The organism is Ktedonobacter robiniae (assembly GCF_016587375.1).
Classification (GTDB): domain Bacteria; phylum Chloroflexota; class Ktedonobacteria; order Ktedonobacterales; family Ktedonobacteraceae; genus Ktedonobacter; species Ktedonobacter robiniae.
In genome coordinates, this window is record NZ_BNJG01000006.1 from 152647 (window position 1) to 178739 (window position 26093).

Annotated in this window: 34 protein-coding genes; 12 read left to right on the plus strand and 22 right to left on the minus strand. The window is 54.3% G+C overall.

All coding sequences use genetic code 11. The annotated features are described in order from the left end of the window. Positions 1-627: 627 nt before the first annotated feature. The 4 genes from JMJ04_RS44560 to JMJ04_RS44575 all read right to left on the minus strand — a co-directional run bounded on the left by JMJ04_RS44560 (position 628) and on the right by JMJ04_RS44575 (position 2544). Positions 628-1170, minus strand: coding sequence for a hypothetical protein (locus JMJ04_RS44560; protein ID WP_201376788.1), 543 nt, complete (start codon positions 1168-1170; stop codon positions 628-630). Between the two features lie 196 nt (positions 1171-1366). Then, the gene (locus JMJ04_RS44565; protein ID WP_201376789.1) at positions 1367-1759 is read right to left on the minus strand and encodes an SCO5389 family protein; all 393 of its coding nucleotides are present in this window, start codon (positions 1757-1759) and stop codon (positions 1367-1369) included. Positions 1760-1821: 62 nt separating this feature from the next. After that, positions 1822-2181 carry a hypothetical protein gene (locus tag JMJ04_RS44570; RefSeq protein ID WP_201376790.1) on the minus strand — a complete coding sequence of 120 codons (360 nt, stop codon included), beginning with the start codon at positions 2179-2181 and terminating at the stop codon, positions 1822-1824. A 3-nt stretch (positions 2182-2184) separates the two neighbouring features. After that, positions 2185-2544, minus strand: a complete 360-nt coding sequence (locus JMJ04_RS44575) for an ATP-binding protein (protein ID WP_201376791.1) — start codon at positions 2542-2544, stop codon at positions 2185-2187. 358 nt (positions 2545-2902) lie between these two features. Between JMJ04_RS44575 and JMJ04_RS44580 the strand changes: the two genes are divergently transcribed. The 6 genes from JMJ04_RS44580 (at position 2903) to JMJ04_RS44605 (ending at position 7901) form a co-directional block, all read left to right on the plus strand. Further along, positions 2903-3163: an FmdB family zinc ribbon protein gene (locus tag JMJ04_RS44580; protein ID WP_201376792.1), complete on the plus strand. Its 261-nt coding sequence runs from the start codon at positions 2903-2905 to the stop codon at positions 3161-3163. Positions 3164-3211: 48 nt separating this feature from the next. After that, positions 3212-3862, plus strand: a complete 651-nt coding sequence (locus JMJ04_RS44585; protein ID WP_236039162.1) for a GNAT family N-acetyltransferase — start codon at positions 3212-3214, stop codon at positions 3860-3862. Positions 3863-3881: 19 nt separating this feature from the next. Beyond that, complete coding sequence (locus JMJ04_RS44590) at positions 3882-5225, plus strand: CobW family GTP-binding protein (RefSeq protein WP_201376794.1); 1344 nt, start codon at positions 3882-3884, stop codon at positions 5223-5225. Further along, positions 5213-6268 (plus strand): WD40 repeat domain-containing protein, encoded by a 1056-nt coding sequence (locus tag JMJ04_RS44595; RefSeq protein ID WP_201376795.1) that lies wholly within the window; start codon positions 5213-5215, stop codon positions 6266-6268. Before JMJ04_RS44590 ends, JMJ04_RS44595 begins: the two co-directional genes overlap by 13 nt. Positions 6269-6283: 15 nt before the next feature. Beyond that, positions 6284-7372, plus strand: coding sequence for a CobW family GTP-binding protein (locus tag JMJ04_RS44600; RefSeq protein WP_201376796.1), 1089 nt, complete (start codon positions 6284-6286; stop codon positions 7370-7372). Positions 7373-7472: 100 nt separating this feature from the next. Then, entirely contained in the window at positions 7473-7901 is a 429-nt protein-coding gene (locus tag JMJ04_RS44605; protein ID WP_007917833.1) for a (2Fe-2S) ferredoxin domain-containing protein, read from the plus strand. 6 nt (positions 7902-7907) lie between these two features. On the opposite strand, the gene JMJ04_RS44610 is transcribed toward JMJ04_RS44605, so the two are convergent. Beyond that, entirely contained in the window at positions 7908-8369 is a 462-nt protein-coding gene (locus JMJ04_RS44610) for a nuclear transport factor 2 family protein (protein WP_201376797.1), read from the minus strand. Continuing rightward, the gene (locus tag JMJ04_RS44615) at positions 8366-8887 is read right to left on the minus strand and encodes a Fur family transcriptional regulator (protein ID WP_201376798.1); all 522 of its coding nucleotides are present in this window, start codon (positions 8885-8887) and stop codon (positions 8366-8368) included. The genes JMJ04_RS44610 and JMJ04_RS44615 overlap by 4 nt, the downstream gene beginning before the upstream one ends. Positions 8888-9063: 176 nt before the next feature. Between JMJ04_RS44615 and JMJ04_RS44620 the strand changes: the two genes are divergently transcribed. Further along, on the plus strand, positions 9064-9381 hold the full coding sequence (locus JMJ04_RS44620) for a hypothetical protein (RefSeq protein ID WP_201376799.1): 318 nt from the start codon (positions 9064-9066) through the stop codon (positions 9379-9381). 216 nt (positions 9382-9597) lie between these two features. On the opposite strand, the gene JMJ04_RS44625 is transcribed toward JMJ04_RS44620, so the two are convergent. From JMJ04_RS44625 to JMJ04_RS44655, 7 genes are all read right to left on the minus strand, one after another. Continuing rightward, positions 9598-9864, minus strand: coding sequence for a metal-sensitive transcriptional regulator (locus JMJ04_RS44625; protein WP_007917829.1), 267 nt, complete (start codon positions 9862-9864; stop codon positions 9598-9600). Between the two features lie 253 nt (positions 9865-10117). Beyond that, on the minus strand, positions 10118-10387 hold the full coding sequence (locus tag JMJ04_RS44630) for a hypothetical protein (RefSeq protein ID WP_007917828.1): 270 nt from the start codon (positions 10385-10387) through the stop codon (positions 10118-10120). Between the two features lie 62 nt (positions 10388-10449). Next, on the minus strand, positions 10450-10869 hold the full coding sequence (locus tag JMJ04_RS44635; protein WP_201376800.1) for an ArsR/SmtB family transcription factor: 420 nt from the start codon (positions 10867-10869) through the stop codon (positions 10450-10452). Between the two features lie 32 nt (positions 10870-10901). Next, the gene (locus JMJ04_RS44640) at positions 10902-11909 is read right to left on the minus strand and encodes a metal ABC transporter permease (RefSeq protein WP_201376801.1); all 1008 of its coding nucleotides are present in this window, start codon (positions 11907-11909) and stop codon (positions 10902-10904) included. Positions 11910-11948: 39 nt separating this feature from the next. Next, positions 11949-12815, minus strand: coding sequence for a metal ABC transporter ATP-binding protein (locus JMJ04_RS44645; protein ID WP_201376802.1), 867 nt, complete (start codon positions 12813-12815; stop codon positions 11949-11951). Between the two features lie 21 nt (positions 12816-12836). Further along, positions 12837-13787: a metal ABC transporter solute-binding protein, Zn/Mn family gene (locus JMJ04_RS44650; RefSeq protein WP_236039163.1), complete on the minus strand. Its 951-nt coding sequence runs from the start codon at positions 13785-13787 to the stop codon at positions 12837-12839. A gap of 233 nt (positions 13788-14020) precedes the next feature. Next, positions 14021-14614 (minus strand): hypothetical protein, encoded by a 594-nt coding sequence (locus JMJ04_RS44655; RefSeq protein WP_201376804.1) that lies wholly within the window; start codon positions 14612-14614, stop codon positions 14021-14023. 193 nt (positions 14615-14807) lie between these two features. On the opposite strand from JMJ04_RS44655, the gene JMJ04_RS44660 reads away from it, so the two are divergent. Beyond that, positions 14808-15098: an RNA recognition motif domain-containing protein gene (locus JMJ04_RS44660; protein WP_007917817.1), complete on the plus strand. Its 291-nt coding sequence runs from the start codon at positions 14808-14810 to the stop codon at positions 15096-15098. A gap of 78 nt (positions 15099-15176) precedes the next feature. Continuing rightward, a complete protein-coding gene (locus tag JMJ04_RS44665) occupies positions 15177-15488 on the plus strand; it encodes a hypothetical protein (protein ID WP_201376805.1) in 312 nt (103 codons plus the stop codon). A 213-nt stretch (positions 15489-15701) separates the two neighbouring features. Here JMJ04_RS44665 and JMJ04_RS44670 read toward each other — a convergent pair whose 3' ends face one another. The 4 genes from JMJ04_RS44670 to JMJ04_RS44685 form a co-directional block, all read right to left on the minus strand. Beyond that, a complete protein-coding gene (locus tag JMJ04_RS44670; protein ID WP_307811825.1) occupies positions 15702-16604 on the minus strand; it encodes a class I SAM-dependent methyltransferase in 903 nt (300 codons plus the stop codon). 273 nt (positions 16605-16877) lie between these two features. Continuing rightward, positions 16878-17894 carry an NAD(P)/FAD-dependent oxidoreductase gene (locus tag JMJ04_RS44675; protein ID WP_201376807.1) on the minus strand — a complete coding sequence of 339 codons (1017 nt, stop codon included), beginning with the start codon at positions 17892-17894 and terminating at the stop codon, positions 16878-16880. Between the two features lie 80 nt (positions 17895-17974). Next, positions 17975-18388, minus strand: a complete 414-nt coding sequence (locus JMJ04_RS44680; protein ID WP_201376808.1) for an Rrf2 family transcriptional regulator — start codon at positions 18386-18388, stop codon at positions 17975-17977. A gap of 221 nt (positions 18389-18609) precedes the next feature. Further along, positions 18610-19452, minus strand: coding sequence for a class I SAM-dependent methyltransferase (locus JMJ04_RS44685; RefSeq protein WP_201376809.1), 843 nt, complete (start codon positions 19450-19452; stop codon positions 18610-18612). Positions 19453-20075: 623 nt separating this feature from the next. Here JMJ04_RS44685 and JMJ04_RS44690 point away from each other — a divergent pair. From JMJ04_RS44690 to JMJ04_RS44700, 3 genes are all read left to right on the plus strand, one after another. Then, on the plus strand, positions 20076-20399 hold the full coding sequence (locus tag JMJ04_RS44690; protein ID WP_201376810.1) for a hypothetical protein: 324 nt from the start codon (positions 20076-20078) through the stop codon (positions 20397-20399). Between the two features lie 183 nt (positions 20400-20582). Beyond that, a complete protein-coding gene (locus JMJ04_RS44695; protein WP_201376811.1) occupies positions 20583-20777 on the plus strand; it encodes a hypothetical protein in 195 nt (64 codons plus the stop codon). A 77-nt stretch (positions 20778-20854) separates the two neighbouring features. Then, positions 20855-21430, plus strand: a complete 576-nt coding sequence (locus JMJ04_RS44700) for a GTP-binding protein (protein ID WP_201376812.1) — start codon at positions 20855-20857, stop codon at positions 21428-21430. A 185-nt stretch (positions 21431-21615) separates the two neighbouring features. On the opposite strand, the gene JMJ04_RS44705 is transcribed toward JMJ04_RS44700, so the two are convergent. From JMJ04_RS44705 to JMJ04_RS44725, 5 genes are all read right to left on the minus strand, one after another. Next, positions 21616-21837 (minus strand): hypothetical protein, encoded by a 222-nt coding sequence (locus JMJ04_RS44705; protein WP_201376813.1) that lies wholly within the window; start codon positions 21835-21837, stop codon positions 21616-21618. 157 nt (positions 21838-21994) lie between these two features. Beyond that, positions 21995-22693: an FAD-dependent oxidoreductase gene (locus tag JMJ04_RS44710; protein ID WP_201376814.1), complete on the minus strand. Its 699-nt coding sequence runs from the start codon at positions 22691-22693 to the stop codon at positions 21995-21997. An 18-nt stretch (positions 22694-22711) separates the two neighbouring features. After that, positions 22712-24667, minus strand: coding sequence for a heavy metal translocating P-type ATPase (locus JMJ04_RS44715; RefSeq protein ID WP_201376815.1), 1956 nt, complete (start codon positions 24665-24667; stop codon positions 22712-22714). 92 nt (positions 24668-24759) lie between these two features. Then, entirely contained in the window at positions 24760-25140 is a 381-nt protein-coding gene (locus tag JMJ04_RS44720) for an ArsR/SmtB family transcription factor (protein ID WP_201376816.1), read from the minus strand. A 179-nt stretch (positions 25141-25319) separates the two neighbouring features. Continuing rightward, entirely contained in the window at positions 25320-25685 is a 366-nt protein-coding gene (locus JMJ04_RS44725) for a hypothetical protein (RefSeq protein WP_201376817.1), read from the minus strand. Positions 25686-26093 lie beyond the last annotated feature (408 nt).

The window sequence follows — 26093 nt, forward strand, 5'->3', positions numbered from 1 at the left end:
CTTACATTGCCTGCTTGCTTTTAGCAAGCAGGCAGAAATATATTCACTGATTGTTTGCTTTCACGATCTGAAGTACTCTCACAAGAGTCAAAGTCGGAAAACAATACAGCATGCGTCCAAGAGCGGCACTCTTGGAGGTGTGAAGCCCGCTGACAATGTATCGATGATCTGGAACCGACCGGAGAAGTCGGGCTAACCCTGCGACCTATGCTGACGCGAGGAACCTCTGTTGGAAGCGTCGTCAGCTGAAAGAAGTGAAATCGGTTGAGACACTTCAGCCAAAAGGCGATGATATTGGTCTCATCTGCTGTAAATTCAGATGGGAGATTATCCCAATGTGGATACGAACTTGCTGTACAAGAGAGTAGGACACAAAACATCCGGCGTCTAGGAGGCAGCTACGGGTTGCTAGAACACTTCTGAACGGAATTGGGGACTTCTGAAACCACTGGACCCGAAAGGCGTGCGAGAAGGTAGTGTTGCAAAAAATTAAAGCTCTGCAAATTGAAGTACACACAAACATACCTCACTAGTAAAAGATGCAAAACGTGCGCCCTTTCTCTAGAATAATGATTCTTGTGCTGTAATTACTGGCTCCATTTTCTCCGCTCAAATTTTTTTGCAACACTACCCCTGATCTTTGGGGGAACCGGTCTCGTCTCCCGTTTTCTTCTTTCGGCTCCGTTTTGGTGGAGTGACAGGGGGTGTCTCTGCTGGTTCAACTTGGATTCGGCTTCCTGGCTCTGCGGCTTCACCAGAAGCTGCCTCGGCCTTCTTGCGCGTGCGGATCTTTTTGATTGGTGGTGGTACAGCCTCACTGTTAGCCGCTCGCGGGACATCCACAGGCTCCGTTCCCTCTGATGGTTGTGTCGTACTCAAAGCCTGCGCCTGCGCCGAGGACCATGTGTCAGACGTCTCACGTGGAGGAAGCGGGGGAACGGGAGCGATCAGTTCACCTCCTTGCAAAAGCTGCCACACATGTTCCCGGTTGACTTCGGTGTGGTTCAGTCGCTGCTCTCCTTCATAGGCATCCAGAGCCATTTGCCGGTAGATATCCACAGGAAGGGCATGGTCCTGGACACAATCCAGGGAAAGCCTACTCACGCCATCATCAAGGGCTGTTGAAACTGCGCGTAGCAGCCAGTCCTTCAAGATCCCAATGCAGCCCACGCTACACTCGTAGAAATAGAGCCAGTGATCTGTGACCCAACGTTCGGCTGAACATTGGGGGGTTGCATATCCCCCGAAACGAGTACACCGTTTCGGGGGGATATGCAACCCCCCAGATAGGTGGGGAGAATTTCATCAGTTGAAGAAACAGGCGAGGAGGGAACGCCTCGGCATTGAGGTGTTCCCTTTTGCTTCGTTAGCAATCAATGAGTTCAGGACTCTGGTTGAGCAGTTGACTTCTAGGCGAAACGAACTCTTGGTAGCTCTCCTGGTCAAGCTGGTCCTTCTGAAAGAGCGCGACACGATGGCAGTTCTGGAACGCCAGTTTGACGCCAAAATGGCTCTCTAAAGCGGTGCGCATGGAGTCACTGGCGAGGACGCGCAGCAGTTGACCGCGTGCCTGCTCGCTGGGAGGTGGCGTCTGATTGTCAACAAAGCTGGCCTCACTCTGATGAAGCTTGCCCGCGAGTCCTTCGATGAGATTCCAGGCATAGGGAAGTGAGTCCTTGATACAGGCCAGAAAATCGTTCTGCGAGACAGTACCCTGTTGGGCTTGCTCCAATAATGTTGGGGAAACCGTGAGAGACATTGTGAAACTCCTTTTTGCTGCTGACGTTCTCTGCTCAAGCGAGGGGAGAACAGTCGTTCTACTTACAACGAGAGAGAGGTGAGCAATGTGCTCAAGGAAAAGTCAGGGGCAATCTGCGTGGTGACATCTTCCCCAGGGTATGTATTCATCCAGGCAAGAGCGTTTCGACGGTGAAACTCGACGGCCTGGTGGTAGAATTTGTCCCAGTCCTGTTGACAGTTATCCACAGCCCGCTTCATGGCTGTAAGCGCGGAATGGGCGCCTGCTTCCAGGGAGGTGAACGGGAGAACATCTCCCTTCTCCATTGCTCGCACATAGTCTGAGCGCCCAAACCAGGTGAGGAGACCATCCTTCACCTGCTCACGCACAAAGGCCAGATCCTCCTCGGTCTCAACCTTGTTCGCGATGACCTGCAATTTCACGTCCTAGCCGCACGCATATTCAGCGTGCTGGCGATAGACACCAAGTGCATTCCTGGTAGATTCAACGACCAGGAACGTCAGATCAAAGCGTGTGAACAAACCAGAAGTGAAGGTATCCACACCAGCCGTCATAACCACGACGACGTACTCATCTGACCCCTCAACACAGTGATTGAGGAGCAGTTCTACCGCACCCACTTTTGAGTGAGAGCATTTGAGTCCCAGATCCTGTTCCTGGAATGGCCCCGTCACCAGGAGCGTGACCCCGTTGGAAAGTGCGACCAAAGTAGGACAGCACGGTATTTTCTTCGCGCACGCGCCAGAGACGGGAGCCACAACAGCGCAATTTTCATACCGCCTCACATCCACCTCTTCTTGCAAATGAGACGAGATCTCATTTATTGCTTAGAGTATGCCATACGCATGAGAGAAAAGCAAGGGTTTTTGGTGCCAATATTGATATTACGCCTTATTTACGAAGAAATTGCTATATACTGTTTGACGGCTATGTAAGATTCCTTTTTGCCGAGCCGCCTTGTGAGCGTTCCTGGCAGAGGCTATGAAGATCAGGAATGGTGTTCTCTTCAGGTACTCATTTTTCACCAAGAGATTGCTAATGATATCGCGTATCATTGACAGAACGTGACCGTATCCAGTATACTTGCTAAAGATCTCGCTATTGATACTTTATATCATTAGCAGACCAAGAGGAAGTTGTGTTATGCCGATGTACGAGTTTGTGTGTCCCACGTGCCGAACTCATTTTGACGAGTTACGACCGGTGCGTGAGGCCGATGATACGGCGTGGTGTCCCGCGTGCGCAACAGTAGCGGTACGTCAGCTTTCGCGCTTTGCCTTTAAGAAGGCTGCCAGAGCCAGGGCGGAGGAGCGTGAGAGCACGCTTCAACGTTCCGGTCCCGTTTCGCATCCTAGCGGGTGTGCCTGCTGCTTCCCATCGCCACCTCGCACACAACGTGCCTGAGTCACTGTACAGAGATACTTTGGACCCTGGAAAGGACCACATGTGATTGTGAACCAACGTTTGCAGGAGATCGGACAAGAACGTCTGCGTCTTGCTCCGGCCACGCGCGATGACTTTGAGGCTGTCGCGACGCTCTTTGCCGCGTTGCATGCCTATAACGCCTCGCTCAATGCACAGTTTGCGCTGGCCGATGGCTGGCAAGCCTTATTGAGGGAGCATTTTCTGCGCACGCATGAGAGCGAGGGCACGTTCTGGCTGTTGGCCTGGAGGGGGCAGCGGCCTGTGGGATTGTTGCTTTTAGAGAACCACCTCGACTCGCCCCTCTTTCGCCATCGCGCCTGGGTGGAACTGGTCGCGCTCTATGTCGATCCAGACTTCCAGGGTGCAGGACTGGCGCAGTGCTTGATGGAGGAGGCGAAGAACTGGACGGCACAGCATGGAGCCTCGCATATGCAGCTCTATGTCACGGCGCAAAACGCGCGGGCAAAGGCCTTTTATCGCCATTGTGGCTGGCAGCCCATCCAGGAGATCTGGAGCCTGGCCCTTTCGGCAGAGCCAAACTCGCCCTCCTTGCTGGTTGACCCCTCGTGTGATGGGGAACTGCTCAACAACGGGCACCATCATCTGGCACTCAAAACACATACACAAGAAGATCAGGCTCGGAGCAATACCTACACTCTTGAGCAGGAAGCACGATGAACAGAAAGGATAGATACGTATGACGATACAAACGCAGGTCCCAGTGACCGTTCTGACAGGTTTTCTGGGTTCCGGGAAGACGACCCTCCTCAACTCTATTTTGACCGTCGAGCATGGCAAGCGCATTGCGGTGATCGAAAACGAGTTTGGTGAGGTCGGCGTCGACCAGGATCTTGTGATTGGGGCGGAGGAAGAGATCTTTGAGATGAATAATGGCTGCATCTGCTGCACGGTCCGCGGAGATCTCATCCGCATTCTGGGCAACCTGCTCAAGCGCAAAGATCGCTTTGACTACATCCTCATTGAGACGACAGGCATGGCTGATCCCGGCCCTGTGGCTCAGACCTTCTTCGTTGATGACGAGATGCAGAGCAAGATGCGTCTGGATGGCATTGTGACACTCGTGGACGCCAAACACGTCTGGGAGCACATTGATGACAGCAGCGAGGTCAAGGAGCAGATCGCCTTCGCCGATGTAATCTTGCTCAATAAGATCGACCTGGTTGCCCCCGAGGATGTGGACCGGCTTGAGGCACGCATCAAGAGCATGAATGCCGCCGCGAAGATCTACCGCACGCACAACGCTGAGATTGATGTTGAGAAGATCCTCCATGTGGGTGGCTTCAACCTGGACCGGGCCATGGAGGTTGATCCCCAGTTCATGGAGCCAGAGTATCCCTTCGAGTGGGGCGGCATCTATGCACTTGAGGCGGGAACGTATCAGCTCGCGCTTCAGCCTGGCCCTGATCCGCAGATCAATGTTGCGCTCCTGCCTGTCCAGAATGCCACGGCTGACGACCTAGCAGCGCGCACGATGGATGCAGTGCTGCTCTTCTCCAATGACGAGCAGGTGCGCCGCCCTGGTGAAGTGCTTGAGCGAACAGATATCCTCTATCAATTGGCGCTGGAGGGCCAGGAACTCAACTATACGCTCGCGATTGCGCAGCCTGGTTTCTATGCCCTCTACACCCAGCACCATCCCACAGAATTTCAGCTCGAACTGCGCGCTGAGCGTGGTCCTCTGACCCCTGTGGTGGCACACGACTACAAGCCAAAGCATGAACACGACGACGAAGTCTCCTCTGTGGGCATTGATGTTCCGGGTGACCTCGATCCACGTAAGCTCAATGAGTGGTTGGGCGAACTGTTGCGCACGCAGGGTCCCGATATCTTCCGTATGAAGGGAGTGCTCAGTATCCAAGGGGCTGAGGAGCGCTATGTCTTCCAGGGCGTTCACATGCTCTTCGATGGCCGTCCTGACCGCCCCTGGGGGAGCACGCCCCGTCGCAACTCACTGATCTTTATTGGGCGCAACCTCAATCGCGAACAGTTGAACAAAGGATTCAAGGCATGCCTGGCATAAAACCTCATTCCAAGCGATTACTGGATCCGACCTCGAGCCAGCGGTGGGTGGCGCACCTGGATGACCATGTCAATTCCCTGGCCTGGTCACCCGATGGGCGCTGGCTAGCGGTAGCTTCGGTCAGTGGTCCTATTACGATCTTCTCCGGCAGCACGGGGCAGGTCGCGCATACCTTAACAGGTCATGGCTTTGGAACCTGTGAGCTGGGCTGGAATGCTAACGGTAGTGTCCTTGCCAGTGTGGGACAGGATGGCAAGGTCAAGCTCTGGAACCCGCAGACGGGCGAGGAGCGCTGCTCGCTGCCTGGTGGCGGTGCCTGGGTGGAGCACCTGGCCTGGAACCATCAGGGGAACCTGCTCGCCACGGCAGCTGGGCGCAAGCTCCGTCTTTGGGACGCGGTGGAGGGGAAACTGCTGCGTGAGTATCCCGATCATCGCAGCACCATCGCCGACATTGGCTGGAAGCCTGCCAGCAATGTACTGACCTCGGCGGCCTATGGGAGCCTCACGTTCTGGAGCATCGACAAAGATGAGCCATTGGAGCGCTTCGAGTGGAAAGGCTCGATCCTGACGATGGCCTGGAGTCCCGATGGCAAGCATATCGCGACCGGCGACCAGGATGCGACCGTGCATTTCTGGATCTTCCAGAGCGGCGAAGACCTGCAAATGTGGGGCTATCCAACCAAGGTACGCGAGTTGTCCTGGAACAGTACCGGGCGCTACCTGGCAACGGGTGGCAGCCAGACGGCGACGGTCTGGGACTGCTCGGGCAAGGGACCAGCTGGAAGTAAGCCCATTGAGCTTGAGGGGCACGCCAACCTGATTACGGCGCTCGCCTTTCAGCACAAAGGCTCACTCATCGCCACCGCCAGCAACGAGGGAAAAGTGATCTTCTGGAATGTTGAGCGTCCACGCCGCCCACTGGTGCAGGCCGACTTCGGCTCCGGTATCAGCCAACTCTCCTGGTCGCCCGACGATCAGTATGTCGCGATTGGCACTGAGGGCGGACTGGTCACTGTGTGTACACCACCACGAGGCAAGTAGAAAGAGAGGACGCATATGAGCATGCTCGCACACAAGCGTACTGATCAGCGCATTCCGGTGTATGTGCTCGTCGGTTTTTTGGGGAGTGGCAAAACCACTGTGCTGGGTGAGATGCTTGGCTGGTGCGTCGAGCAGGGCCTCAAGCCAGGTCTCATTATCAATGAGTTTGGCGATGTCTCCATCGATGGCGAGGCGCTCCGTGACGAGGGACTCGCGATGACCGAGTTGACCGATGGCTGCGTGTGCTGTACGGCGGGCGAGGAACTGGTCCCCGCGATTCTGGAGATGGCACGCCGCCCAGATGTTGACCTGGTCTTCTTGGAGGCAACAGGCCTGGCTGATCCGGCAGATATGCTTGACGAATTGACGGCTCCCTTCCTCTGGCAGAAGGTGGTTGTTGGCGGCATCATTTCGGTGATGGATAGCAAGCGCATCATTGAACTGGCAGGCAATCTGGAGTTGGCGCGTAAGCAGATTGAGTTTGCTGATGTCCTGGTTATGAACAAATGTGACTTAATCGACCCGGAGTGGCGCCAAGCCCTGCTGGAGTGGGTACCACGTTATGCCCCCAAAGCGCAGGTCTTTCCCGCCGTCGAGGGATTACCCGAAGAGGGCGTCGAGGCCTTGCTTCTGCACGCGCTGCATCTGGGAGAGAAGCGTTTGGAGCATATTCCCGCTCCTCAGCATCAGGAGGAGCACGAGCGCACACATGATGCACACGAGCATCATCATGAGCATGAGCATGAACATGACGCACATGAGCATCATCATGAGCATGGACACGCTCATGAATCTCTTCATACCGTGGGCTTGCCCCTTGATCAGCCGGTAGAGCGCGCCAGGTTTGAGCATTTCCTGCGTGAGTTGCCCGAGGAGATCTATCGTGCCAAGGGCTTCGTGACCTTTGTGGATGATCCACAGGCCATTCATGTCTTCCAGTTCACCCCTGGCTTTTTGCGTATTCGCCCCTTCAAGTTGCAGCGGCGCGATTTGTTGCGTGCTGTCTTCATCGGGCAAAATCTTGAGAAAGCCGGGCTTGCGGAACAGCTCCAAACCTGCACGCAGCCAGCTACTCCTGAGCAGACAAAGATACCCTCCAACTAGTTCTTGCTCTTCGTGACTCGTCGTGTGCCGTTGACCTCCCTTGGCACGCGACGAGTTTTTCTCTTTCGTATGTCCAGAAAGGTAACAGATGGAACGTTCAATGCGCGTAACAAGCACGCCAGTTGTGCGAGAAGATGGAAAATTAATCAAAGTAGTGCAGAAACGAGGACAGCTCTTTATCTGTGCACATGGGTGTTGTTGTGGAAAGACCGAGCGCGGTTTCGCTCCCGTCCCCGAGGACCTCTATCACCAGGAGTGGGAGCGACGCAAACTGCGGAACAAGGTCCATCTGACCTTTTCAGCGTGCCTGGGACCATGTTCACTGGCCAATGTGGCCTTGCTCATCTTCGACGGCACCTCCACCTGGTTCCACTCGCTCAACACACATGAGCAGATTCTCGCGCTCTACGAATATATTGAGGCGCGTCTGCTTGGTGATGTTCCTCTCCCCAAAGACTTACAAGAGTGTATCTTCGACGGATTTGCGCCCGTCGAGGGAGACAGGTCTTCTCTTCTCCCGGTCGAGTGACCTGCACTACTGGATGACAGGAAGATCGACCCCTAATTGATGCAGAAGCCCTGCGAGACCGCTTCCTGGTACAGGCTCAATGGCGAACGCTACCAGTTGATCCTGCTCAAAGCGATAGGTGACGTCTTCGGAGGGCAATGCGATACTGCGTCCCTGGAGCGCAACATCTGGGAGTCCGATGTCTTGCAGGGAAAAGCTCTGGCTTTGATAACCGGAGATCCGTAATGTCCCCGTAAGCATCGTCTCGTCCTCCTCCAGAATATTATGCAGGTTGAATATGAGTCCTGGTATCCCCTCTTTCAGGTGCCTGATCAGGCTGAGAAAGCCTGGCTTTCCAAGTGGTTGAGGCGTCCAGCCGGAGAAGGTGAAGGCTTCTGCCAGGTAGCTCTCGACAACCTCTTGATCATTGACCTCAAGCGCATTCATGACGTTGAGGACGATATCAGTATTGCTCTCTCTGCTGTTCATGAGCGGTCCTTTCTCCGTGGAGCATCTTCTCTCATCTCTTCTGGAGGTTCGCCTGGAGAACAGGCCTCTAACTGTGACGAAGGATAGGCTTGGCTTCGGCATTGCGCACAGCGTCCGAAGAGTGTCAAGGTCAGCCCTTCGAGCGAGAAGTCGGTCTGGTGACATGCGGAGACGAACTGCTCAACGGAGACATCCAGATCGACCTCAACAAAGCGCCGACACTGAACACACGTCAGGTGATAATGGGTGTTATCGTGACAGACATGATAACGATGTGTCCCATCGGCATACGCAATTCGATCCAGCAATCCCTGTTTGACCAGGACTTCAATCGAGCGATAGAGTGTCGCACGTCCAAAATGAGGATCTTGTTGACGCAGATCCTGCCATAGATTGTCAATCGAGAAATCTGTGCCGCTGGCAGCCAGCTCCGCCAGGCGATCCGCAATCAAGCGGCGTGGGCGCGTTATGCGTTGTCCGGCCCGGTCAAAGGCGGTCTGAATATTCTTCGCAAGCATAGTCTTACTCTCTCAATCCTGACTGGTTGCCATGTGCAGACGCATCCTCGCTGTCATGCCTGCCATGTCTTCCTTGTTCTTCCTCAAAATTAATGATATAATGTATCATTAATTTTGTCAAGCAGAGTGCCTGGGTACTTGTATGATAAAGAATGCATTCGTGGAGAGAAATCAACATGCAGCGAGACACATTGATTGAGACAAACGATAGGGAGGCTCAGCTTCTGGAGCAAGTGACACGCTGGGTTACTGATCTGCTTGCTCTTGAGGAGGATACGTCTCTCCTGATCAAGCAGATGCGTTGTACCACGCCTGACTGCCCTCCTTTCCGGACGATGATCTATCTCATGAATGAGGGCCGCCCTGTCTATCGATACAAAATCCATAAGACCCTCATGGACATCACGTGCGAGGATGTGGCAGCACTCGTATTTATTGAGCCGAAGAGGGATACGTTTCTGGACATCCACATTACTCAGACTGAAAAGGGATAATAGGCAAGTATGAAGAAAAGGGAGGGCGGGCGGAAGGGAGAATACCTATTCGCTGCCTGCTCTTCTCTCCATTAAAGGGGATGAGACCTTGTGCCTATGAAGTTTGTCATTGGTTTCAGGTTTTACACTCTGCTCTAATGACGAGACAGGTGGTAAAAAGTATAGCGTGGAAGGGCAGCGAGTTATAGACAGCTCATTGTAGAGAGCAATAGGCACTTATTTATTGCCTGCGATGTTGTAGAGCTGAAGTAATTCATTGATCACAGCCTCTTCCCGGCCCTCTTTGATGCCTTCAACAACACACAATTGCAGATGCTCGCTGAGGATCGCTATCTCAAGCTTCTCGATGGCCTTACGCACGGCATATGTCTGGCGCAGTATATCAACACAGTATTTGTCTTCCTTCACCATTTTTCGAATACCTGCGATATGCCCTTCTATATAGTTGAGCCTTTTGAGGATATCGTGCTCTTCGGCTTGCATTCCTGTTCTCCTGTCTCGTGCTCTCCGCAACGTGAGGGTCTGCAATAATGTTATTTTGTGCACTTACATCCATGAAAAATGATTCTGAATCTCATGCGTATACTGCATTTGTAATACCTAATATATCCAAAGGACGCCTGTTTTGTCTACTGGGAGAACATTCTATTGCTATACCTGAGGGACCCCATCATATGGCCTCTCTTTGCTCATAAGGAATGAACATCTTCACATTCGTGGAAGCCTCAAAGTGGGCTTAATCTGTCGGCTGTGTAAGAGTCGCAATATCCTCTTGCGTGATTTCAGCTATGGTCTTATGGATCTTGTACTGGCTGGTTGGATGAGCTGTTTTCAACAGAGCAATGACCGTCTCAATGGGAGGGCATCCAGGTTCGGAACAGCGTAGCTCTGTCACCATGATAGAGGTATCTTCATCTGGATGAAGTGCCTGGTGAACCCAGCTTTTCACCTGTTCGACGAGGCGAGGATCGCTTTGGTGCCTGGGTTCAAAAAAGTTGTTCAGCATGGTCTCTCTCTTCTCCTGGCGACGTGTCGCCGTTGTATTCTGTCAGGGCATAATGGTTCGCTTCATCCTGTGTAGGGATGAGGGGGAAGATTCTGGTAGACGTGATCGGCGTGATACTCAGCCTCGCGAAAAAGGACCGCGAGATGCTCATCGTCGAGCGAATAATAGATAATGTTGCCCGAACGGCATTGCCGGACGAGCCGTCGATCACGTAGCAGCCGCAGCTGATGGGAGACCGCCGACTCCGACACACCAACCAGAATCGCTAAGTCGCGCACACAGAGCGTATGATGCATGAGCGCGTACAGTATTTGAAGCCGGGTGGAGTCGCCCAGGGCCTGAAACATCGTGACCACCAGGGAAAGGAGCTCTTCTGATGGAGCAGAAGAACGCGCACCCTCCAGGGTCTCCGGGTCAATCGGTGTCAAGACAGTAGGCGTGGCACGGCTCGGTTGTGGTATGGGGTTCCTCGGTTCTGTCATAATCTAATGATACATTGTATCTTTAGTGATTGTCAAGCGCCCTGTGAAGGAGCGAGCGATAGTTCTGTGTCCTGTGGCGCGAACAGCGTCTCGTCTCCTGGCTCTTCTAGAGCCTCGCGCTGCGCGCCTCGCTTGCGTAGGAGCATGGGGAGAAGGCGTACCAGGACGTATGTCACAAAGGCAAAGGTGGTAATAAAGAAGCTCACGGGGTAGGGGAGATAATACGAGACCGTCAGTCCCAGCCAGGTGAAGAGGATGGAGAGCACGACGGAGCAGAGAATCGTGAGAGGAGGGCGTGAGGTCAGGCGCTCGGCAATCGCAGCGGGCGTGACCAGGAGGGCGAAGATCATGAGGACGCCGACGACCTGGGTAGCCGCGGTCACTGCCAGGGCCAGCACCACCATAAAGAGCAATGAGAGCAGTTGGGTTGGCACACCTCGCGCCTCGGCGATCTCTTCGTCGAGAGAGGCAAAGAGCAAGGGGCGGTAGATCGCAAACAAGACGACGAGCGTCACAATGGTCGTGATCAAGGTAATGATGACGTCGCGCTGGCTGATCCCGAGCACCTGCCCAAAGAGCACGGCATAGGCCTCGGTCGCATACCCCTTGTAGAGTGAGAGGAAGAGCACCCCCAGGCCCAGCATCCAGGCCAGGACAATCCCTGTGACCACGTCGCGCCCCTGCAAGCGTTTCCCCAGCCATCCCATAATCATGCCACTGCCAATGGTGAAGGCCAGGAGGCCGTAGAGCGAACTCACCCCTACGAGGATCGCCGCAGTCGCACCCGCGAAGCCGATGTGCGAGAGCGAGTGGCCAGCGAAGGAGAGTCCGCGCAGGACCACAAAATAGCCAACAATGCCAGCGACAATCGCCACCAGCGTCCCCGCGAGATACGCATTGCGCATAAAGGCATAGCGAAAGATCTCCCCGAAGTCGGCGAGCAGATTCCAGGACAGGGTCGGGCTACTCGCTACGACCAGGCCGTGTCTTACCTGTAGCTGGGACAGGAATGGGAGAAGCAAATTGATCGTGTGCAGCATCAGTCTGAAGTTCCTTCCTTCTCTCTTCTGTGTCAGTATTCATCTTCCCAACTCTAAACCAGAGACCAGGACGCGCCCCCGGCTATCGCGCATGACCTCAACGGGTGCGCGGTAGAGACGCGAGAGACGCTCAGTCGAAATAATCTCCTCGGGCGTGCCGAGCGCGATTTGCTTCTGTGCGATGTAGAGCACCTGCTGCGTCATTGACAGCAGCGGGTTGATATCGTGAGTGACCAGGAGGACCGTCATCTGACGCTCCTGGGTGACCTTGCCAACCAGCCGAGCGATGGCGTACTGGTTGCGGATATCCAGGCTCGCCAGTGGCTCGTCGAGCAGTAACAGGCGTGGCTGGCCCAGAATGGCCTGAGCCAGGAGCAGGCGCTGCTGCTCACCCCCCGAGAGCTGTCCGACCGGACGATTGATGTACCCGGTCGCTCCGACCGCCTCACACGCCGCCTCCACCAGTTCGCGGCGCGCTTGACGCTGTTGTTGGGTGACAAAAGGCGAGGCAATGCCCCATTTATGCCCATCGAGGCCCAGCATGACAAAATCGCGTGCGCACACTCGCAGGTGCGCGTCCAGGGTGCGCCTCTGCGGGACATAGCCGATCAAGGGATTGCCGCGTCTCGGTTGCGCTCCCAGCACGCGTATCTCCCCTTGCGCTGGTGGCATCAGACCAAGCACCAGGCGCAAGAGGGTGGTTTTGCCTGCGCCATTGGGGCCAAGCGCGCAGACAAACGCACCAGCATGAATGGCGAAGGTGGCGTCGCGCCAGATGGTACGGCTTCCCTGCCGCACCGTCAGGCCATGCGCTTCAAGCACGGGGTTGCGCACATCGCGTTCCTGCGAGAGTGTGGTCGTTGCCTGGCCTTGTGGCGCGCGTTCTGTCTCTGCTGGACCTGTCATGTCATCACTGCCTTTCTCTGGTTAGCCGTTGTGGCTCTGGCTCAGGGCCTGCTCTAGTTTGTCGAGCTGTGCAAGCTGCCAATCCTGGAATTTGCCATTGGCGGGGCGTACCGTCTCGGAGACCTCGACAACAGGAATACCAGCCTTCGCCACCTGTTGTTGCAGGTTCTTGACACTGTTATCGATGGTCTGCACATTGAGAATGAAGACCTTGATCTCGTTCTTCGTAATCTGGTCGTTAAACTCGGCGACCGTGTTCGCAGGAGGTTCAGAACCATTGGCCTCGGCGGTGTAGTAAGCCTCCGGCGTGATCACCTTGAGTCCCAGGGCGTCTGTCATGTAGATAAAGATGGATTCGGAGATACCGATGGGCTTCCCTGCATACTTCGACTTGATCTCGGTGATCTTGTCGAGGTAGGGCTTTAAAGCCACCTCAAAGGCGCTATATTGCTGATCAAAATAGCTGGCATCGGCGCTATCAATCGCCTTATAGTCAGCGGTGATCTGTTTGGCGACCTGTTGCACATACTCCGGGTTATACCAGAGGTGGGGATTATCGCCCTCTTTCTTGCCCACCAGCTTGCCCACATCGAGCAGCTTGCGCGTATCGGAGGGGTTGGCATCCAGCAGCTTGCTACCCCAGGTATCATAGCCCGCGCCATTGAGTATGACGTAATCCGCCTGAGCGATAGCACGCGCATCGTCGTTGGTGCTCTCGTAGTCGTGTGGGTCGCCGGTTGGTGAGCTCACCAGGCTCTTGACGGAAGTGTGTTTGCCACCGATTTGTGTGGCGATACTGCCCCAGAAGTTTTCGCCCGCGACGACGCTTACGACTTTCGATCCGCTGGCGTTGCTGGCCTGGCTCTCTCCTCCACAGGCCGCCAATGGCAGGAGCAGACCAAGGAACAGCAAGATGCCAAAACAGCGACGGCTGACTGACAATCGGCGTTTGGGTTGCAACGCCTTCTCCATACGTGACATATATCCTCCAAAGAGAAAAGGAATTTGCTACGTTAATGATACGCAATATCATTAACTTCCGAGACACTGTACCATCATTCAATAGCCATGTCAAGGGAAAATAAGCCTATTTGCGCAAATTTTCTAGTAAAAGTCACTACTTTATTACATGAACAGATGCTCATATAGGTGGGAGGAGAGAGAGGAGCTGATCGTGCTGAGACTTTCTGGAGGCGAGAAATGTTCTACCTACTCTTCTCAGCTCTGGAGCGTGCTGTATAGGCATCCGCAAGGTGCTGCCATTGAGACACTATCGCCTCAGCGGGACAAGCGACTTCTCCCCAGGCGGCGAGACACTGATAGCTATAGGCCAGGCCTTGCGTTTGAAGCACCCAGGTCTCGTAGGCACTGATCCAGGAGAGTAAAGAAGTGAGGAGAGAATTGACGGCCTGACATTTTCGCGGGCTTGATGGAAGCGAGAGCGCCGGAAGCTGATCCAGTGCCCAGGCGTCCAGAGGCCATTCGACATTGAGAGCCAGGCGAGGCGTGAAGCTATACCGTTTGAGAAAGATGCCCTCAGAGGGGGAATGGGTGTAAAAGAGACCAAATCCCCAGAGGGTAACGGTGTGCTGTTCTTGCGTCTGAAGAACATAGGAACTGCTGCCCACGACCCCTTCTGGCGGTCTCCGACGGGTAAAGCCATATTCGAGTAAGAGATTGCCTTCTGCACGGCGAATATCCTGCCCCCAACACCACATTTGTTGATTGAAAAGCGTGGCTCCCTGCTTCTTGAGGTGTAAAGGGTGTTGAGTGCGTTCGTGATGAAATGGTTGCGTCATATGTTCCTCCTGTGCATAAGGTAAAGCCATATGCGGTTGAAAAAGATCTCAAAGATGCTTGCAATTACTAATGATACAGTATATCATTATTGGGTAGCGGTGTGCCAGCGAAGACTCTTTCCTGGAATAACATGCTCTACAAGGAGATTCTCTGTTGCTGCGGAGAGCGTGAACAGACAGGAGACAAGAAAGCATGAGACTGTATGTAGGAAACTTGTCATATCGGATAACCGACCAGGAATTGGGTGATTTCTTTGCGCAGATTGGTCGAGTGCAGAGGGTCCGTGTGGTCACGGAGCGGGAGACTGGACGGAGCAAAGGTTTTGGCTTTGTGGATATGTTGAATGAGCAAGATGCCAGAGCCGCTATCGAGCAACTGAATGGAAAGAGGCTTGGAGGAAGGGCTCTAACGGTGGCAGAGGCTCGTGAGCGCCCTGAGTCACCAGAACGCTGGCCGATATCGACGCGAGAGCAAGCCAGGTAAAAGCCTCTCTCAAACCGGTGTGGTCCTGGCAAGCGGGGCCAGGACTACACTGATCTCACCTGGAGAAGGATGAGTAGTATGCTGATACGCATATGGCACGGCCGAATTACCAGTGAGAACCTGACGAACTATCTCAGGCATTTGCGGATAGACTGTACTCAACAGTATCGCCAGGCGCGGGGGAATCGTGGCCTTCAGATCTTGTGTAGGCAGGACGGAGATGCGCAGGCGCTAGAAGTACACTCCTTCTGGAATACACAGGCTGACCTGCAAGCCTGTATCGCAACCTATGATCTCTATCAGCCTGAGACACAAAAAGACCTGCTTCTGGAGGCGCCATACGTGGTGCTCTATGAACTGCTTGAGAGCGAACTTGACTTGTTTGGCTAGCCGTCCAAGAACCGGAGACGGTAAGTCGTCCGTATGTAGGTGCCCCGTTCGTCACTTCCTTCGCGCTTCTGGGCTCCACAAATCTGGGTGATGGTCACCTGGTGAGCAAGTCGTTCGAGATAGTTTACTCACCAGGATACTTGTGGGATTTTCGCCATAATACTGTTGGGATTTGTATCATACCCATCGTGTCATTGTCTTGCAAGAAACAGCTCACACATGGTTTCCGTCCGAGAGAGAGCCTACATACATGGTTTCGACCACAATACCATGCAAGTCATCGCGGGCGAAAACATACTGTGGGCTCGCTGGATCGAGCAACTGTTCGAGGGTAGAGATATCCTGGGTCGAAAGCCGGTGCTTATGCTCTGGATCGTGAAGGCAGCCGCTCAACCAGGCCTCTAAATAGTCCTTTTGAGACGCTTCAAGGGGCGAAGCGAACTCGTGCAAAAAACTCTTGGGCATCACCGAGTTCAACCCGACTTCACGCAACATGTGGCTCCAGCCGTAGGGGTAGGCAACCCCCTTCGGCAGCGAACCGCGCCAGTTGGCGAACCGCTGCGCGTGTGAAACCCCTAGCCGTCCCTCCAAGCCTGGATCGCCCAGGCCCACGTCAAAGGGGAGGAACTGCGTGGGCAGTCCGCCCTCGCGCAGCACGACGCGCCCGCCTGGTCGTACGACTCGTGCGAGTTCGCGTACCCCAGCAACTTGATCGCTCAGACCGTGAACAACGCGGCTACACCAGACGAGATCAAACGTGCCATCCGCGAATGGCAGATGCAACACATCGCCCTCCTGAAATTGTATTTGTCCGGCCACGTCTGTCTCTTTTACGTGACGCCGGTCCCACTCGATCAATTGAGGGTTGGCATCCAGCCCGACCACTTCACCACCTGACCCAACCGCCTGGGCCAGGAGCCGGGTCATGCCGCCACCACCACACCCGGCATCCAGCACTCGGCTCCCCGGTGCAAGCTGGAGCCATGCGACAATGTGTTTATCGAGTGGTGCAAAAAAACGGTCGGAGCGATTCAGAAACGCTGACGTTCCCGTATGCTTGTGGTTGTGCGGATCGTCTTGATCTGCTGTGTGTCGATGGGTACTCTCATGGCTCATATCTGATCTATCCTTCCTTGCTTCACAATAGTTCACGTGTACCTGTTCGATGAAAGGAGAACTTTGTTCCATTTCCACCATCGGAGTTCGTCGCCGATGGAAGCAGGTGCTTTTACCTCAACATGTTCTCCGCGCTTGTGGGCTGCCCTGGCGGCTTCGAGCGCGGGATCGCGACCAAGAAAGATGGCCAGGACCGCGCAGATGATGCAGCCGATGAGCGAGAACAGAAAGGTATCGTTCTATCATTCATCGGCTGCATCAGCGAGTGCTGCTCTATGCAGGCGTGGAGCTGGCTCGTTCGCGAGCGCGGAGGGCAGCCACAGCGTGGGCCGTGTCCTCTGCGATCAAGTCGGCGTTGATCGCTGCCCCGGCCTTCAGACCTGTGGCGGCTGCGGTGATAACCGGAGCCATCGGATCGGAGACGTTGCCAGCGACCCACACCCCTGCAACAGAAGTGGCTCCGTTGGCATCGGCGGGAACGTAGCTGCCGAGGACGGAACCGGCGATCTCCAGGTCGGTTGTTAAGAGCCCCAGGGTGCTGAGTATCTCGGCGCGTGCTGTGAAACGGGGCGTGACCGCGACAGCCTGGCGTGGAACGAACTCGCCGGAGCGCAGTCGTATGCCAACGAGCTGGTCGTCGTGGACTTCAAGAGCCGAGACCTCCCCTTCAACGACCGTGATACCACGGGCCGCCAGTTGCTCAGCCTGCTCCTGGGACAGGGCGGGCGAGGTATGCTGAAACAGGATCAGGTTGGCGCTCCACTGCCGAAACAGCAGCGCCCCGTGAACGGCCATCGGCCCGGTGCCAAGGATGCCGAGAGCCTGGTCACGTACTTCCCAGCCGTGACAATACGGGCAGTGCAGCACGTCACGTCCCCACCGCTCGGCTACCCCTGGAATGTCGGGCAACTCGTCTACCAGCCCGGTCGCCACCAGCAGCCGCCGCGCATAGACGCTGTCCCCATTGGCCAGCACCATCCGGAAGCCGACGCGGTCGCTCTGGCTGTCCAAACGCTCGACCGAGGTGACATCACCAGAAATGATCTGCCCGCCGTACCCAGTCACCTCGGCGCGACCAGCGGCCAACAGGTCCGAGGGCGTGGCTCCGTCGCGCGACAGGTAATTGTGAACATGCACTGCCAAAGCGTTGCGGGGCTGGCCGCCATCCACCACCAGCACCGAACGTCGCGCACGCACGAGCGCTAACGCTCCACTCAATCCAGCGGCTCCCCCGCCGACGACGACCACATCGTACCATTCGCCTCGGCCCAAGGCTGTTCCATCAATCATGGTTTTCCCTCTCTTTTGCAATCAAAGACTTTAGAGATCCATAGAGTCCAGAATAAGCGTAAAAAAACACGGAGGCGTATTCACACAAGTGAGGTCACATCACCGACCTGGCCAACCAGTTCAACCAGCTTGCACTCTTTGAGGTAATCTTCCATCTGTTGTTCTGCCTGCGTCATCACCTGCTGAATCAAGCATCCTCGATGATCAAGTTCGTCAGCACAATGAAACAGGGAGGCAGTCCCTTCAATGGCATGAATGACCTCCAGGAAAGAAAGATCGGCTTTGTTTCTTCTCAATCGGTATCCTCCGTTGATCCCAGGAGTAGACTCGATCATGCCTGCCTTCACGAGCCTGGTCAAAATCTTGGAGAGATACGTCGGGGAAAGCCTCTGCAGCTCTGCCAATCGTTGGACACCGATGGTGGTCCCCACCGGGAGAGCCACAAAGTATAGCATCGTATGGAGCGCATAATTGGTCGCCTGTGAATACTTCACTCTTCTCTCCTTTTTATTACAGACTCATTGAGTCCATAATAGAACATTCAGAGGACCCTGTCAAGCTTCTCAATCTCCAAGGGTCTCTTTTTTCGAGAGAGTGCTTGCCATTTTGAGGGTGAGGGCGCAATGTTCGCCTTTTTACACGCTTCTGAAGACTACGAGAGGTCGCATTGCATCACCCAACCAGCGGGATTGCAGCGTCTTCTCACTTGTTTCCTTTACAATGGCTTCTTGTCCCAGGTGAGCAGGGCAGTGTAAATCTGGTGCAAGCCATCAGGTTGCTTGAGTGCTTGCATTCTATGAAAAGTCTCGTGCTTGAAATCCTGGAGGGCAACGGGCGAGAGCGTTTCCAGGATATGGCGCATCCCGTGTGACCACTGAATGTTCCACCACTCTTCCTCATGGGTATACACGAACTCTCGCTCCTCCGTTATGGTATGAAGATCCTGAAATCCAGCCTCTGTCAGAACTCTGTGCACATCTTTCTCATTGTTGAGGGCCTGAAACCGTACCCAGGGGGCAGCGTCCCATGAGATGTTGGAGGCTTTGAGCAGTTCTCCATACCACGACCAGCGTGTGTCGTCTTTTCCCCAGGTCGAGACCGCGATATACCCACCAGGCTTCAGGACACGGTGGCATTCAGCTAAGGCGTCGTTTATGGAAGGAAGAAAAAATAGCGCGAAGCCACAATATACACCATCAAAGGAGGCATCGGGAAAGTTCAATTGCTCCGCGTCCATAAGATGGATCTCGGCATTTCTCAGCTCTCGTCTCATAATCTCGGCGTTCGTTTCCTGCACCATCTGCTCTGACAGGTCGATGCCAACAGCATGTCCCGTAGGTCCAATGTGTTCAGCGACTGGAAACAAAATGGCGCCTTTGCCAGCAGCCACATCAAGTATTCGCATGCCGTTCACAGGTGATGTCAGTGTTACAAGTCTCTGCCCAAAGTAAGAAAAGAAATGCGGTCCGACGCGATCATAAGTAGTAGCCGCGCGGCCAAACCCCGCCGCAATCTGCTGCTTCATCTGTTCGTGTTGGATTCGAGCTTGGTCTTGCATGTATGTTCCCTTCATTTCGTCTCTTCAAAACGTTTGCAAAGGACATATTGAAATGTTGATATTGTCCCGCCTGGATGGAAGGTCTAAAGTATCTATAACAATGGTTTTAGGGTTAACCAGTACATCCAGTTCTTCCAGTTCCTGTGAATGGGGATATTGAGGCTGATTAGCAGCACTTGTTCCTATCATTGTGATGTCTCCTATGAATAAGAAGCACCCAGAATGTTTCTTTTCTTTTTACGTTTTGTCTAATGATATATTGTATCATCAGTAATTGCAAGTGGATATTCTCTGCTTTTAAGCGTATGGCACCACCAGCCTTGCCCTAAAAACAACAAAATGAGGTCACACACATGAACGCTGCTCATTGCCATGCCGCTTTCGCTGGGGAAATACCAATTTTGTTCACTACTAAATGAGATAGAATGAATCACTAAAATCGATACATCATCTCATGTTTTTTTGCTGAGTATTGTATATTGCTAGGTTTTAATATGTACTATATGTGCTAAAATAGACTTATCAAGTGGTATCCACTCGGGAATTCTCAGCGTCTGCGTTGTTCGTCAAGAGAGAACCTGAGTAGTTACTTCAAGTAAAATGTAATCATAAAGGAGAATGCGGTGATACATACAATTCATGATGAGCATACACACCGACATAGCGAGCATTGTGGTCATACTGCAATCTCGCACGCGGGGCATACAGATTACCTGCATGATGGCCATTTGCATCATTTGCATGCTGAACATTATGATGAACATACTATCGAAGTTGACGCCCAGCATCCAGCCACCTGCTCCCCTGTCATATGCGAATGTGGACACAATGCATGCGGGCATGAAAAAGTTCCTCATGGTGACCACTTTGATTATCTCTACAATGGAGTGCTACATCATCCACATGGCGATCACTGTGATCAGCATGGATCGGTACAGGTGCAATAGCAAAAAAGCAAAAACTGAGGCCAGGGAATCTCTTCCCCAGCCTCAGTTTTTTTGTGCACCACTTTACTCTACATGAGTTCAAAAGGTAAATTCTCCCGAGGGGCTTGCGATTTTTATTGATACGTAGTATCATTTGTGTGAAAAGTACCGTTATGCTTTGCTTTAGGAAAGGAAGAGATAGCCATGCCGAAGAAAGGCGAACTTTCAAAAACCGCGCGTGCCTCGCTGGCCAACCGGGAATTCAAAGATCATCTTACAAAGCACATTGATCCCATCACGGGCGAGCCAATCATGCTCTCGAAGTTGCTCCCTGTGAAGGTGCTTCGCGGGGGCAGGAGCGAGATGGTCTATTACAACAAGGACAACTATAAACTCTAGCTATAGTGTTTTGAGGAGAAGGGCCAGGGACTTCTTCTGTTCCTGGCCCTCTTTGAAATGATGAGAAATACCAGATTGTGAATACACACCGCTTTACCTTTGAGCAGGCAGAGATGTCCCCTCAATGGCTCAAAGAAGCTCCAGGCGAGCATACTCCTGAAACCGAGGAGTATGGCATCAGGAGTTTTCTCTACGCTGCACGTCGTCCGTTTCACCCCCAGCGGTTGATGCACATTCTGGAGCAGCGTGACTTTCCTGGTGTGGTACGCTCAAAGGGCTTTATCTGGCTCGCGGCACGCCATCAGTTTGCGAGCGCCTGGTCGCAGGCGGGACCCATCATCAATATCTCCTATGCCGGTGTCTGGTGGGCAACGGTCTCACAGGAAGAATGGCCCGACGACGAGTACTTTCGTGAAGAACTCCAGGCGCTTATGGAACCAGTGTATGGAGATCGCCGCCAGGAAATCGTCTTTATCGGCATACAGATAAAGTGCGAGAAGATCACACACTCTCTGAACGAGGCACTCCTGACGGATGAGGAGATGGCCCTGGGGTGGGAGCAATGGCGTGCCTTCCTCAATCCCTTTGTCGCCTGGGACCTGGCCGTGGAGACGGATCTGGGGCATGACCACGTCGCGCGTCTGGTAAATTAACTGAAGGGTGGACCGATTTGGCACTGAAGGATGGGAATTTGATCTGAATCATGGGAAGCGGTGGTTCGTCTCCAGGCAAGGCCGCTCCCCATCTGGCTTCTTCCCTCGATACCTTGTAAATTGAGAAGAGAGTGATCCCTTTCGCGGGCGAAGATGCCACCCCGGCATCTTCGCCACTGGTTCGATTACATTTCGAGAGATGCCTCTTGTGAAGTGGCAATGGCTTCGCGTGTCACCGCTTGAAACCGCGTCGCATCAGTCGTGGATGAAGCCTGGACCAGTGTTCCCTTCCCATGAACGGTGGTGTACTGAATCGCTTCACCAAAGGCTTCCTGAAGGCGCTCACGCACCTGACCAATAGCTACATCACAGACCATTACGGTTTGCTCGTCTTTGAAGGTACACATCGTTTGTTGTTCCTTTCTCTGATTTCCGTCCTCATCTATTCTCACCTTCGTCATAGCTTACGTCTCTCCAGGCGACACAAAATGACGTATTCGCCCTCGCGCATGAGAGGCTCTGGCCGCACATGAGCGGGAGAGCGTGGTTGTTCTGCGGAGGAAGCTAATACCCCTCAAAACTGTCCGTCTTAATGCGGTTTTTCTCGATCCTTAAAGCGAACAAGTGGTGTTCACAATTCTGAACCATCTGTGGGGAACCTGCGATATAGTACCGAGGAGTGGTGAAATGTTCGATGCCGCTCCTTTCCAGCTCCATTTGTATCTTCTTGCTCGTTAATCTCCCCTCTTCACTCGTGACCACAAAGATTGTTTTGAAGGAAGGAGACGTGTGTTGCCATGCTTCCAATTCTGCCCGGAACGGAAAGTCATTGCGGTGATTAGAAAAAAGCAGCGTTATCGCGAGTGGACGATGAGAATCGATCTGCTCTTTGATCATACTGCGAAAGGGTGCAATGCCAATTCCACCGGCAATGAAGACCGCTGGAGACCTGCGGTCGAGGAGAAAGCCATTGCTCCCATATTGGGTAATCAGCATCGTCTCTCCCGGTTGCACCTTCTCTAGAGCCTTTTTAAAGGGACTCACCCCTTTTGTGAAGGTAATCATCAGGTCAGATTCTGTCGGAGCAGAAGCAAACGAGTAGGTTCTCCCCACGGGGAACTCTGGCACCGGAAAGCGGATATCCAGCCAGTCCCCTGCTTTAAAAGTCAATCCTTGCGGTTTTTCAAACACGATACTCAGACACTCACTCGCTTCGTGTTTCAGTTCTTTCACGCGCAAGACGATGTTCAAATCAGTGCCCACAGGTAGTGCTCCTTGCAACTAGTCGCGCTCACGCAGGCCAATGAGACGAGCAGAATTGGCAATGACGGGGATGGAGGAGAGTTCATGCAAAAGCGCTCCCGTCACTGGTGCCAGGATACCAGGAATAGCCAACCCGACCGCAATGGCGAGCACGCTCAATGAGAAGATCAGGTTTTGCTTGATGGCTCGCATGGCTTGCCGCGAGAGACTCAACAGATGGGGCAGCTTCGTCAGGTCATCGGACAACAGCGCGATCTCTGCGGTTTCAATGGCCACATCGGTGCCTCCTAACCCCATGGCCACGCCCACATTGGCGGTCGCCAGGGCAGGGCCATCATTCACACCGTCCCCGACAAAGGCGACATTGAGTCCCTGAGCCTGCAATTGCTTGACAATTTCCACCTTTTGCGCGGGAAGCACTTCGGCATGGACTTCGCTGATCCCCAGTTCTCCCGCAATGCGTTCCGCTGGCACGGTATTGTCCCCAGTCACCAGTACCGTGCGGATGCCCAACTTCCTGAGCCGGGTAATCACCAAACCAGCTTGTGGTCGGAGGGTATCTTCCAGCACGAGCATGCCCACCACCTGACGGTTGTGCGCCACCAGGATGACGGTGCGCCCTCCTTCTGCCAGATTTCTCGCGCGGGCCACGACCTCTGCCGGAACGTCGATATCCTGTTCAGAGAGGAGTTGTGGGCGACCAACCACGACCTCAGCACCTTCCATGCGTGCCCGTACCCCCAGCCCAGGGAGCACTGTAAACTCCTCTGGATCAGGAACAGTCAACTCGCGCGAGAGAGCCGCCTGCACTACCGCACGTCCCAGAGGGTGCTCACTCAACTTCTCTGCAATGGCCGCCAGGCGTAACAGATCGTTTTCCGTGATCTCTGCAAGTGGCTGGATCGTGGTGAGTTTGGGCCGCCCAAAGGTGAGCGTCCCCGTCTTGTCAAAAGCGACCGCCGTGACCTTTGCCATGGCTTCAATGGTTGCCCCTTTCTTGACCAGGCTGCCACGGAGCGCGGCATTGCCAATGGAAGCGACAAGGGCTGTGGGCGTCGCCAGCACCATCACACAGGGGCAGAAGACAATCAGAATGGTAATCGCGCGCAAGATATCGCCACTCCACCACCAGACCAACGCTCCCAGGATGAGCGCGGCGGGTGTGTAGAATTTGGCGTAACGGTTGAGAATGCGCTCGATGGGTGCCTTCTGGGCCTCCGCTTCCTCAACCATCCGACGGATTTGACCGAGGGTAGTCTCCTCTCCCACTTTCGTCGTGCGTACTTCGAGGGCTCCCAGTTCGTTGAGCGTTCCCGCGAAGACTGGATCTCCAGGACGCTTCTCCACTGCCAGGCTCTCACCAGTGATCGTGGCTTGATTGATCGAAGCGGTTCCCTGAGCAACCACTCCATCAACAGGGATGCGCTCCCCAGAGCGGATGAGGACGAGGTCATCCAGGAGCACCTCCGAGAGCGCCACCACGCGGTCCTCACCCTCGCGTCGGATCGTCACCCGATCTGGGAGCAACTTTGCCAGGGAGTCCAGGGCATTGCCCGCACGTGCAGAGACAAACTCTTCCAGCATCCCGCCCAGCAGCAAGAGCACCGCGACCACCGCTGCCGCAGAATATTGCCCAATGATGAGGGCCGCGATGGTGGCAAACGAGACAGGGATATCCGCCGTAAAATCTTTCTCGCGAATGCCCTGGATGGCCTCCCACCAGATAAAGACGGAACCCGCAAGAGCTGAGGCCAAATAGAGCCAGGTATGGGCATGCTCCGGATTAATCAAGCCATCAGGCGTGACGATGGCGGCAATGACGAGCAGAATCAAGCTTGCCAGGGTAAAAAGCGTGCCGGGGTCGAGCAAAAAGGCGCGATAGCGCCCGACAAAGCGTTTGCCGCCCCGCACACAAGTGGCACAGGCGGCCTGCACACGGGAAAAGCCGGATGCGTTTGATGAAGACGTTGCCATGAAAGGCCTCCCAATATGGTGTACCTGTTCATATGTTCAGATAGATTGTCAAAAAAAGACCGGCTTGCGCAAGCCGGTGCGGAAAGCAATCCTTACGGATACGGATGATCGGGTAAGCCTTGCCGAACATGATCAATGTGGTAATCGGCCTCACGAAAGAGGGCGGCGACATGATGATCATCAATTTCATAGTAGCTGACATTGCCTTCGCGCCGAGATTTGACCAGGCGTCGATCACGTAACGCGCGCAGTTGGTGAGAGACTCCCGACTCAGAAACGCCCGTGAGCAGAGCCAGATCGCGCACACACAGTGGCTGCTGTATGAGCGCGTACAGAATGCGCGCGCGTGTCAAATCGGCGAGCGCGGCAAAGGTTTCCACCATGAGCCGAAGATGTTCCTCCGGGAGGGCGGCTGCACGCGCCGTGGCGAGAGCTTCTGGCTGAATGGGCGATGGAATTGTCTCCTTGGGCATAGTTGTTTCTCCTGAGCATCTGAACACATGCTCATATAGTAGCGGGAAAAGTACCTTCTGTCAAATGGTTCCTTGTCGTTGACAAAGCTGAGTCACGCTCTCCACACCGGTTGAAGCGCCTGCTATCCCTCACCCAGCAGCACACCAGTAATCAGAAGCGCTGCCAGTGGATCAGCCCACTACCAACCCAGGAGGGTATTGACGAGGAGACCCAGGAGGGTAACCGCCGCCAGGCAAGCTCCAACTGCAGTCAGAACACCATCGCCCCGAAGCGCTCCACTGCCTAGTTGAGAAGCGAGAAGGATTTTCCCATAGGCCAACGGGGGAAGAATGCAGACGGAAATGACCGCAATACTCACTCCAACGGTCGATGTCTCCGATGTGGTGTGCGTGAGGAGAGAATGGGCTGCTTGTCCTGCAATGGAGAGCCCTGCTACCAGAAGTGTTATCCCAACGTTGCGTGTCGCTTTCTGTTCGACTTGCACGCTCAGTGAGTTGCCGCGAGCCTCCTGCCAGAAGCGCCAGACGAGAATGAGTGAAGCCAATGAGTCAATTGCTACGTCGAGGCCGAAACCGAGCAGTGCGACGGATGCGGTTGACAGAGCCGTCAGAACCGCCCCAGTTCCCGCAATGGCATTCCAACCGCGCGACAGGTACTCAAGGCGTAACCCTCATTGCAACAGTCTTCCTCTCGTGTTTGTCTCTTTCGTCTGATGAGCTATTTTCATGGGAGGCATCATACCATACATGAGTTGAGCACGATAGAGGGCGAGATCGCGCTGCGCCTAGTGCTCACGCCGGAACCCGCGTTTTCCGACCGAATTATTTCGACAAACAACACCATGGAATGATTCCCAATCACAACAAGCGCCACAGTACCCGAGCCAGGGCGCTCGTCCCCTTTGAGGGGACGATGGGGAATGGCAATTTACAAGGTATCGAGGGAAGAAGCC

Coding starts and splice junctions, on each gene's coding strand:
- JMJ04_RS44630 (WP_007917828.1), bottom strand. CDS start 10,387: ATGCTGAACAACTTTTTTGAACCCAGGCACCAAAGCGATCCTCGCCTC.
- JMJ04_RS44605 (WP_007917833.1), top strand. CDS start 7,473: ATGCGCGTAACAAGCACGCCAGTTGTGCGAGAAGATGGAAAATTAATC.
- JMJ04_RS44660 (WP_007917817.1), top strand. CDS start 14,808: ATGAGACTGTATGTAGGAAACTTGTCATATCGGATAACCGACCAGGAA.
- JMJ04_RS44675 (WP_201376807.1), bottom strand. CDS start 17,894: ATGATTGATGGAACAGCCTTGGGCCGAGGCGAATGGTACGATGTGGTC.
- JMJ04_RS44720 (WP_201376816.1), bottom strand. CDS start 25,140: ATGCCCAAGGAGACAATTCCATCGCCCATTCAGCCAGAAGCTCTCGCC.
- JMJ04_RS44645 (WP_201376802.1), bottom strand. CDS start 12,815: ATGACAGGTCCAGCAGAGACAGAACGCGCGCCACAAGGCCAGGCAACG.
- JMJ04_RS44705 (WP_201376813.1), bottom strand. CDS start 21,837: ATGTGTACCTTCAAAGACGAGCAAACCGTAATGGTCTGTGATGTAGCT.
- JMJ04_RS44615 (WP_201376798.1), bottom strand. CDS start 8,887: ATGCTTGCGAAGAATATTCAGACCGCCTTTGACCGGGCCGGACAACGC.
- JMJ04_RS44685 (WP_201376809.1), bottom strand. CDS start 19,452: ATGCAAGACCAAGCTCGAATCCAACACGAACAGATGAAGCAGCAGATT.
- JMJ04_RS44650 (WP_236039163.1), bottom strand. CDS start 13,787: ATGGAGAAGGCGTTGCAACCCAAACGCCGATTGTCAGTCAGCCGTCGC.
- JMJ04_RS44565 (WP_201376789.1), bottom strand. CDS start 1,759: ATGTCTCTCACGGTTTCCCCAACATTATTGGAGCAAGCCCAACAGGGT.
- JMJ04_RS44595 (WP_201376795.1), top strand. CDS start 5,213: ATGCCTGGCATAAAACCTCATTCCAAGCGATTACTGGATCCGACCTCG.
- JMJ04_RS44640 (WP_201376801.1), bottom strand. CDS start 11,909: ATGCTGCACACGATCAATTTGCTTCTCCCATTCCTGTCCCAGCTACAG.
- JMJ04_RS44665 (WP_201376805.1), top strand. CDS start 15,177: ATGCTGATACGCATATGGCACGGCCGAATTACCAGTGAGAACCTGACG.
- JMJ04_RS44695 (WP_201376811.1), top strand. CDS start 20,583: ATGCCGAAGAAAGGCGAACTTTCAAAAACCGCGCGTGCCTCGCTGGCC.
- JMJ04_RS44715 (WP_201376815.1), bottom strand. CDS start 24,667: ATGGCAACGTCTTCATCAAACGCATCCGGCTTTTCCCGTGTGCAGGCC.
- JMJ04_RS44590 (WP_201376794.1), top strand. CDS start 3,882: ATGACGATACAAACGCAGGTCCCAGTGACCGTTCTGACAGGTTTTCTG.
- JMJ04_RS44635 (WP_201376800.1), bottom strand. CDS start 10,869: ATGACAGAACCGAGGAACCCCATACCACAACCGAGCCGTGCCACGCCT.
- JMJ04_RS44655 (WP_201376804.1), bottom strand. CDS start 14,614: ATGACGCAACCATTTCATCACGAACGCACTCAACACCCTTTACACCTC.
- JMJ04_RS44625 (WP_007917829.1), bottom strand. CDS start 9,864: ATGCAAGCCGAAGAGCACGATATCCTCAAAAGGCTCAACTATATAGAA.
- JMJ04_RS44670 (WP_307811825.1), bottom strand. CDS start 16,604: ATGAGCCATGAGAGTACCCATCGACACACAGCAGATCAAGACGATCCG.
- JMJ04_RS44580 (WP_201376792.1), top strand. CDS start 2,903: ATGCCGATGTACGAGTTTGTGTGTCCCACGTGCCGAACTCATTTTGAC.
- JMJ04_RS44600 (WP_201376796.1), top strand. CDS start 6,284: ATGAGCATGCTCGCACACAAGCGTACTGATCAGCGCATTCCGGTGTAT.
- JMJ04_RS44610 (WP_201376797.1), bottom strand. CDS start 8,369: ATGAACAGCAGAGAGAGCAATACTGATATCGTCCTCAACGTCATGAAT.
- JMJ04_RS44620 (WP_201376799.1), top strand. CDS start 9,064: ATGCAGCGAGACACATTGATTGAGACAAACGATAGGGAGGCTCAGCTT.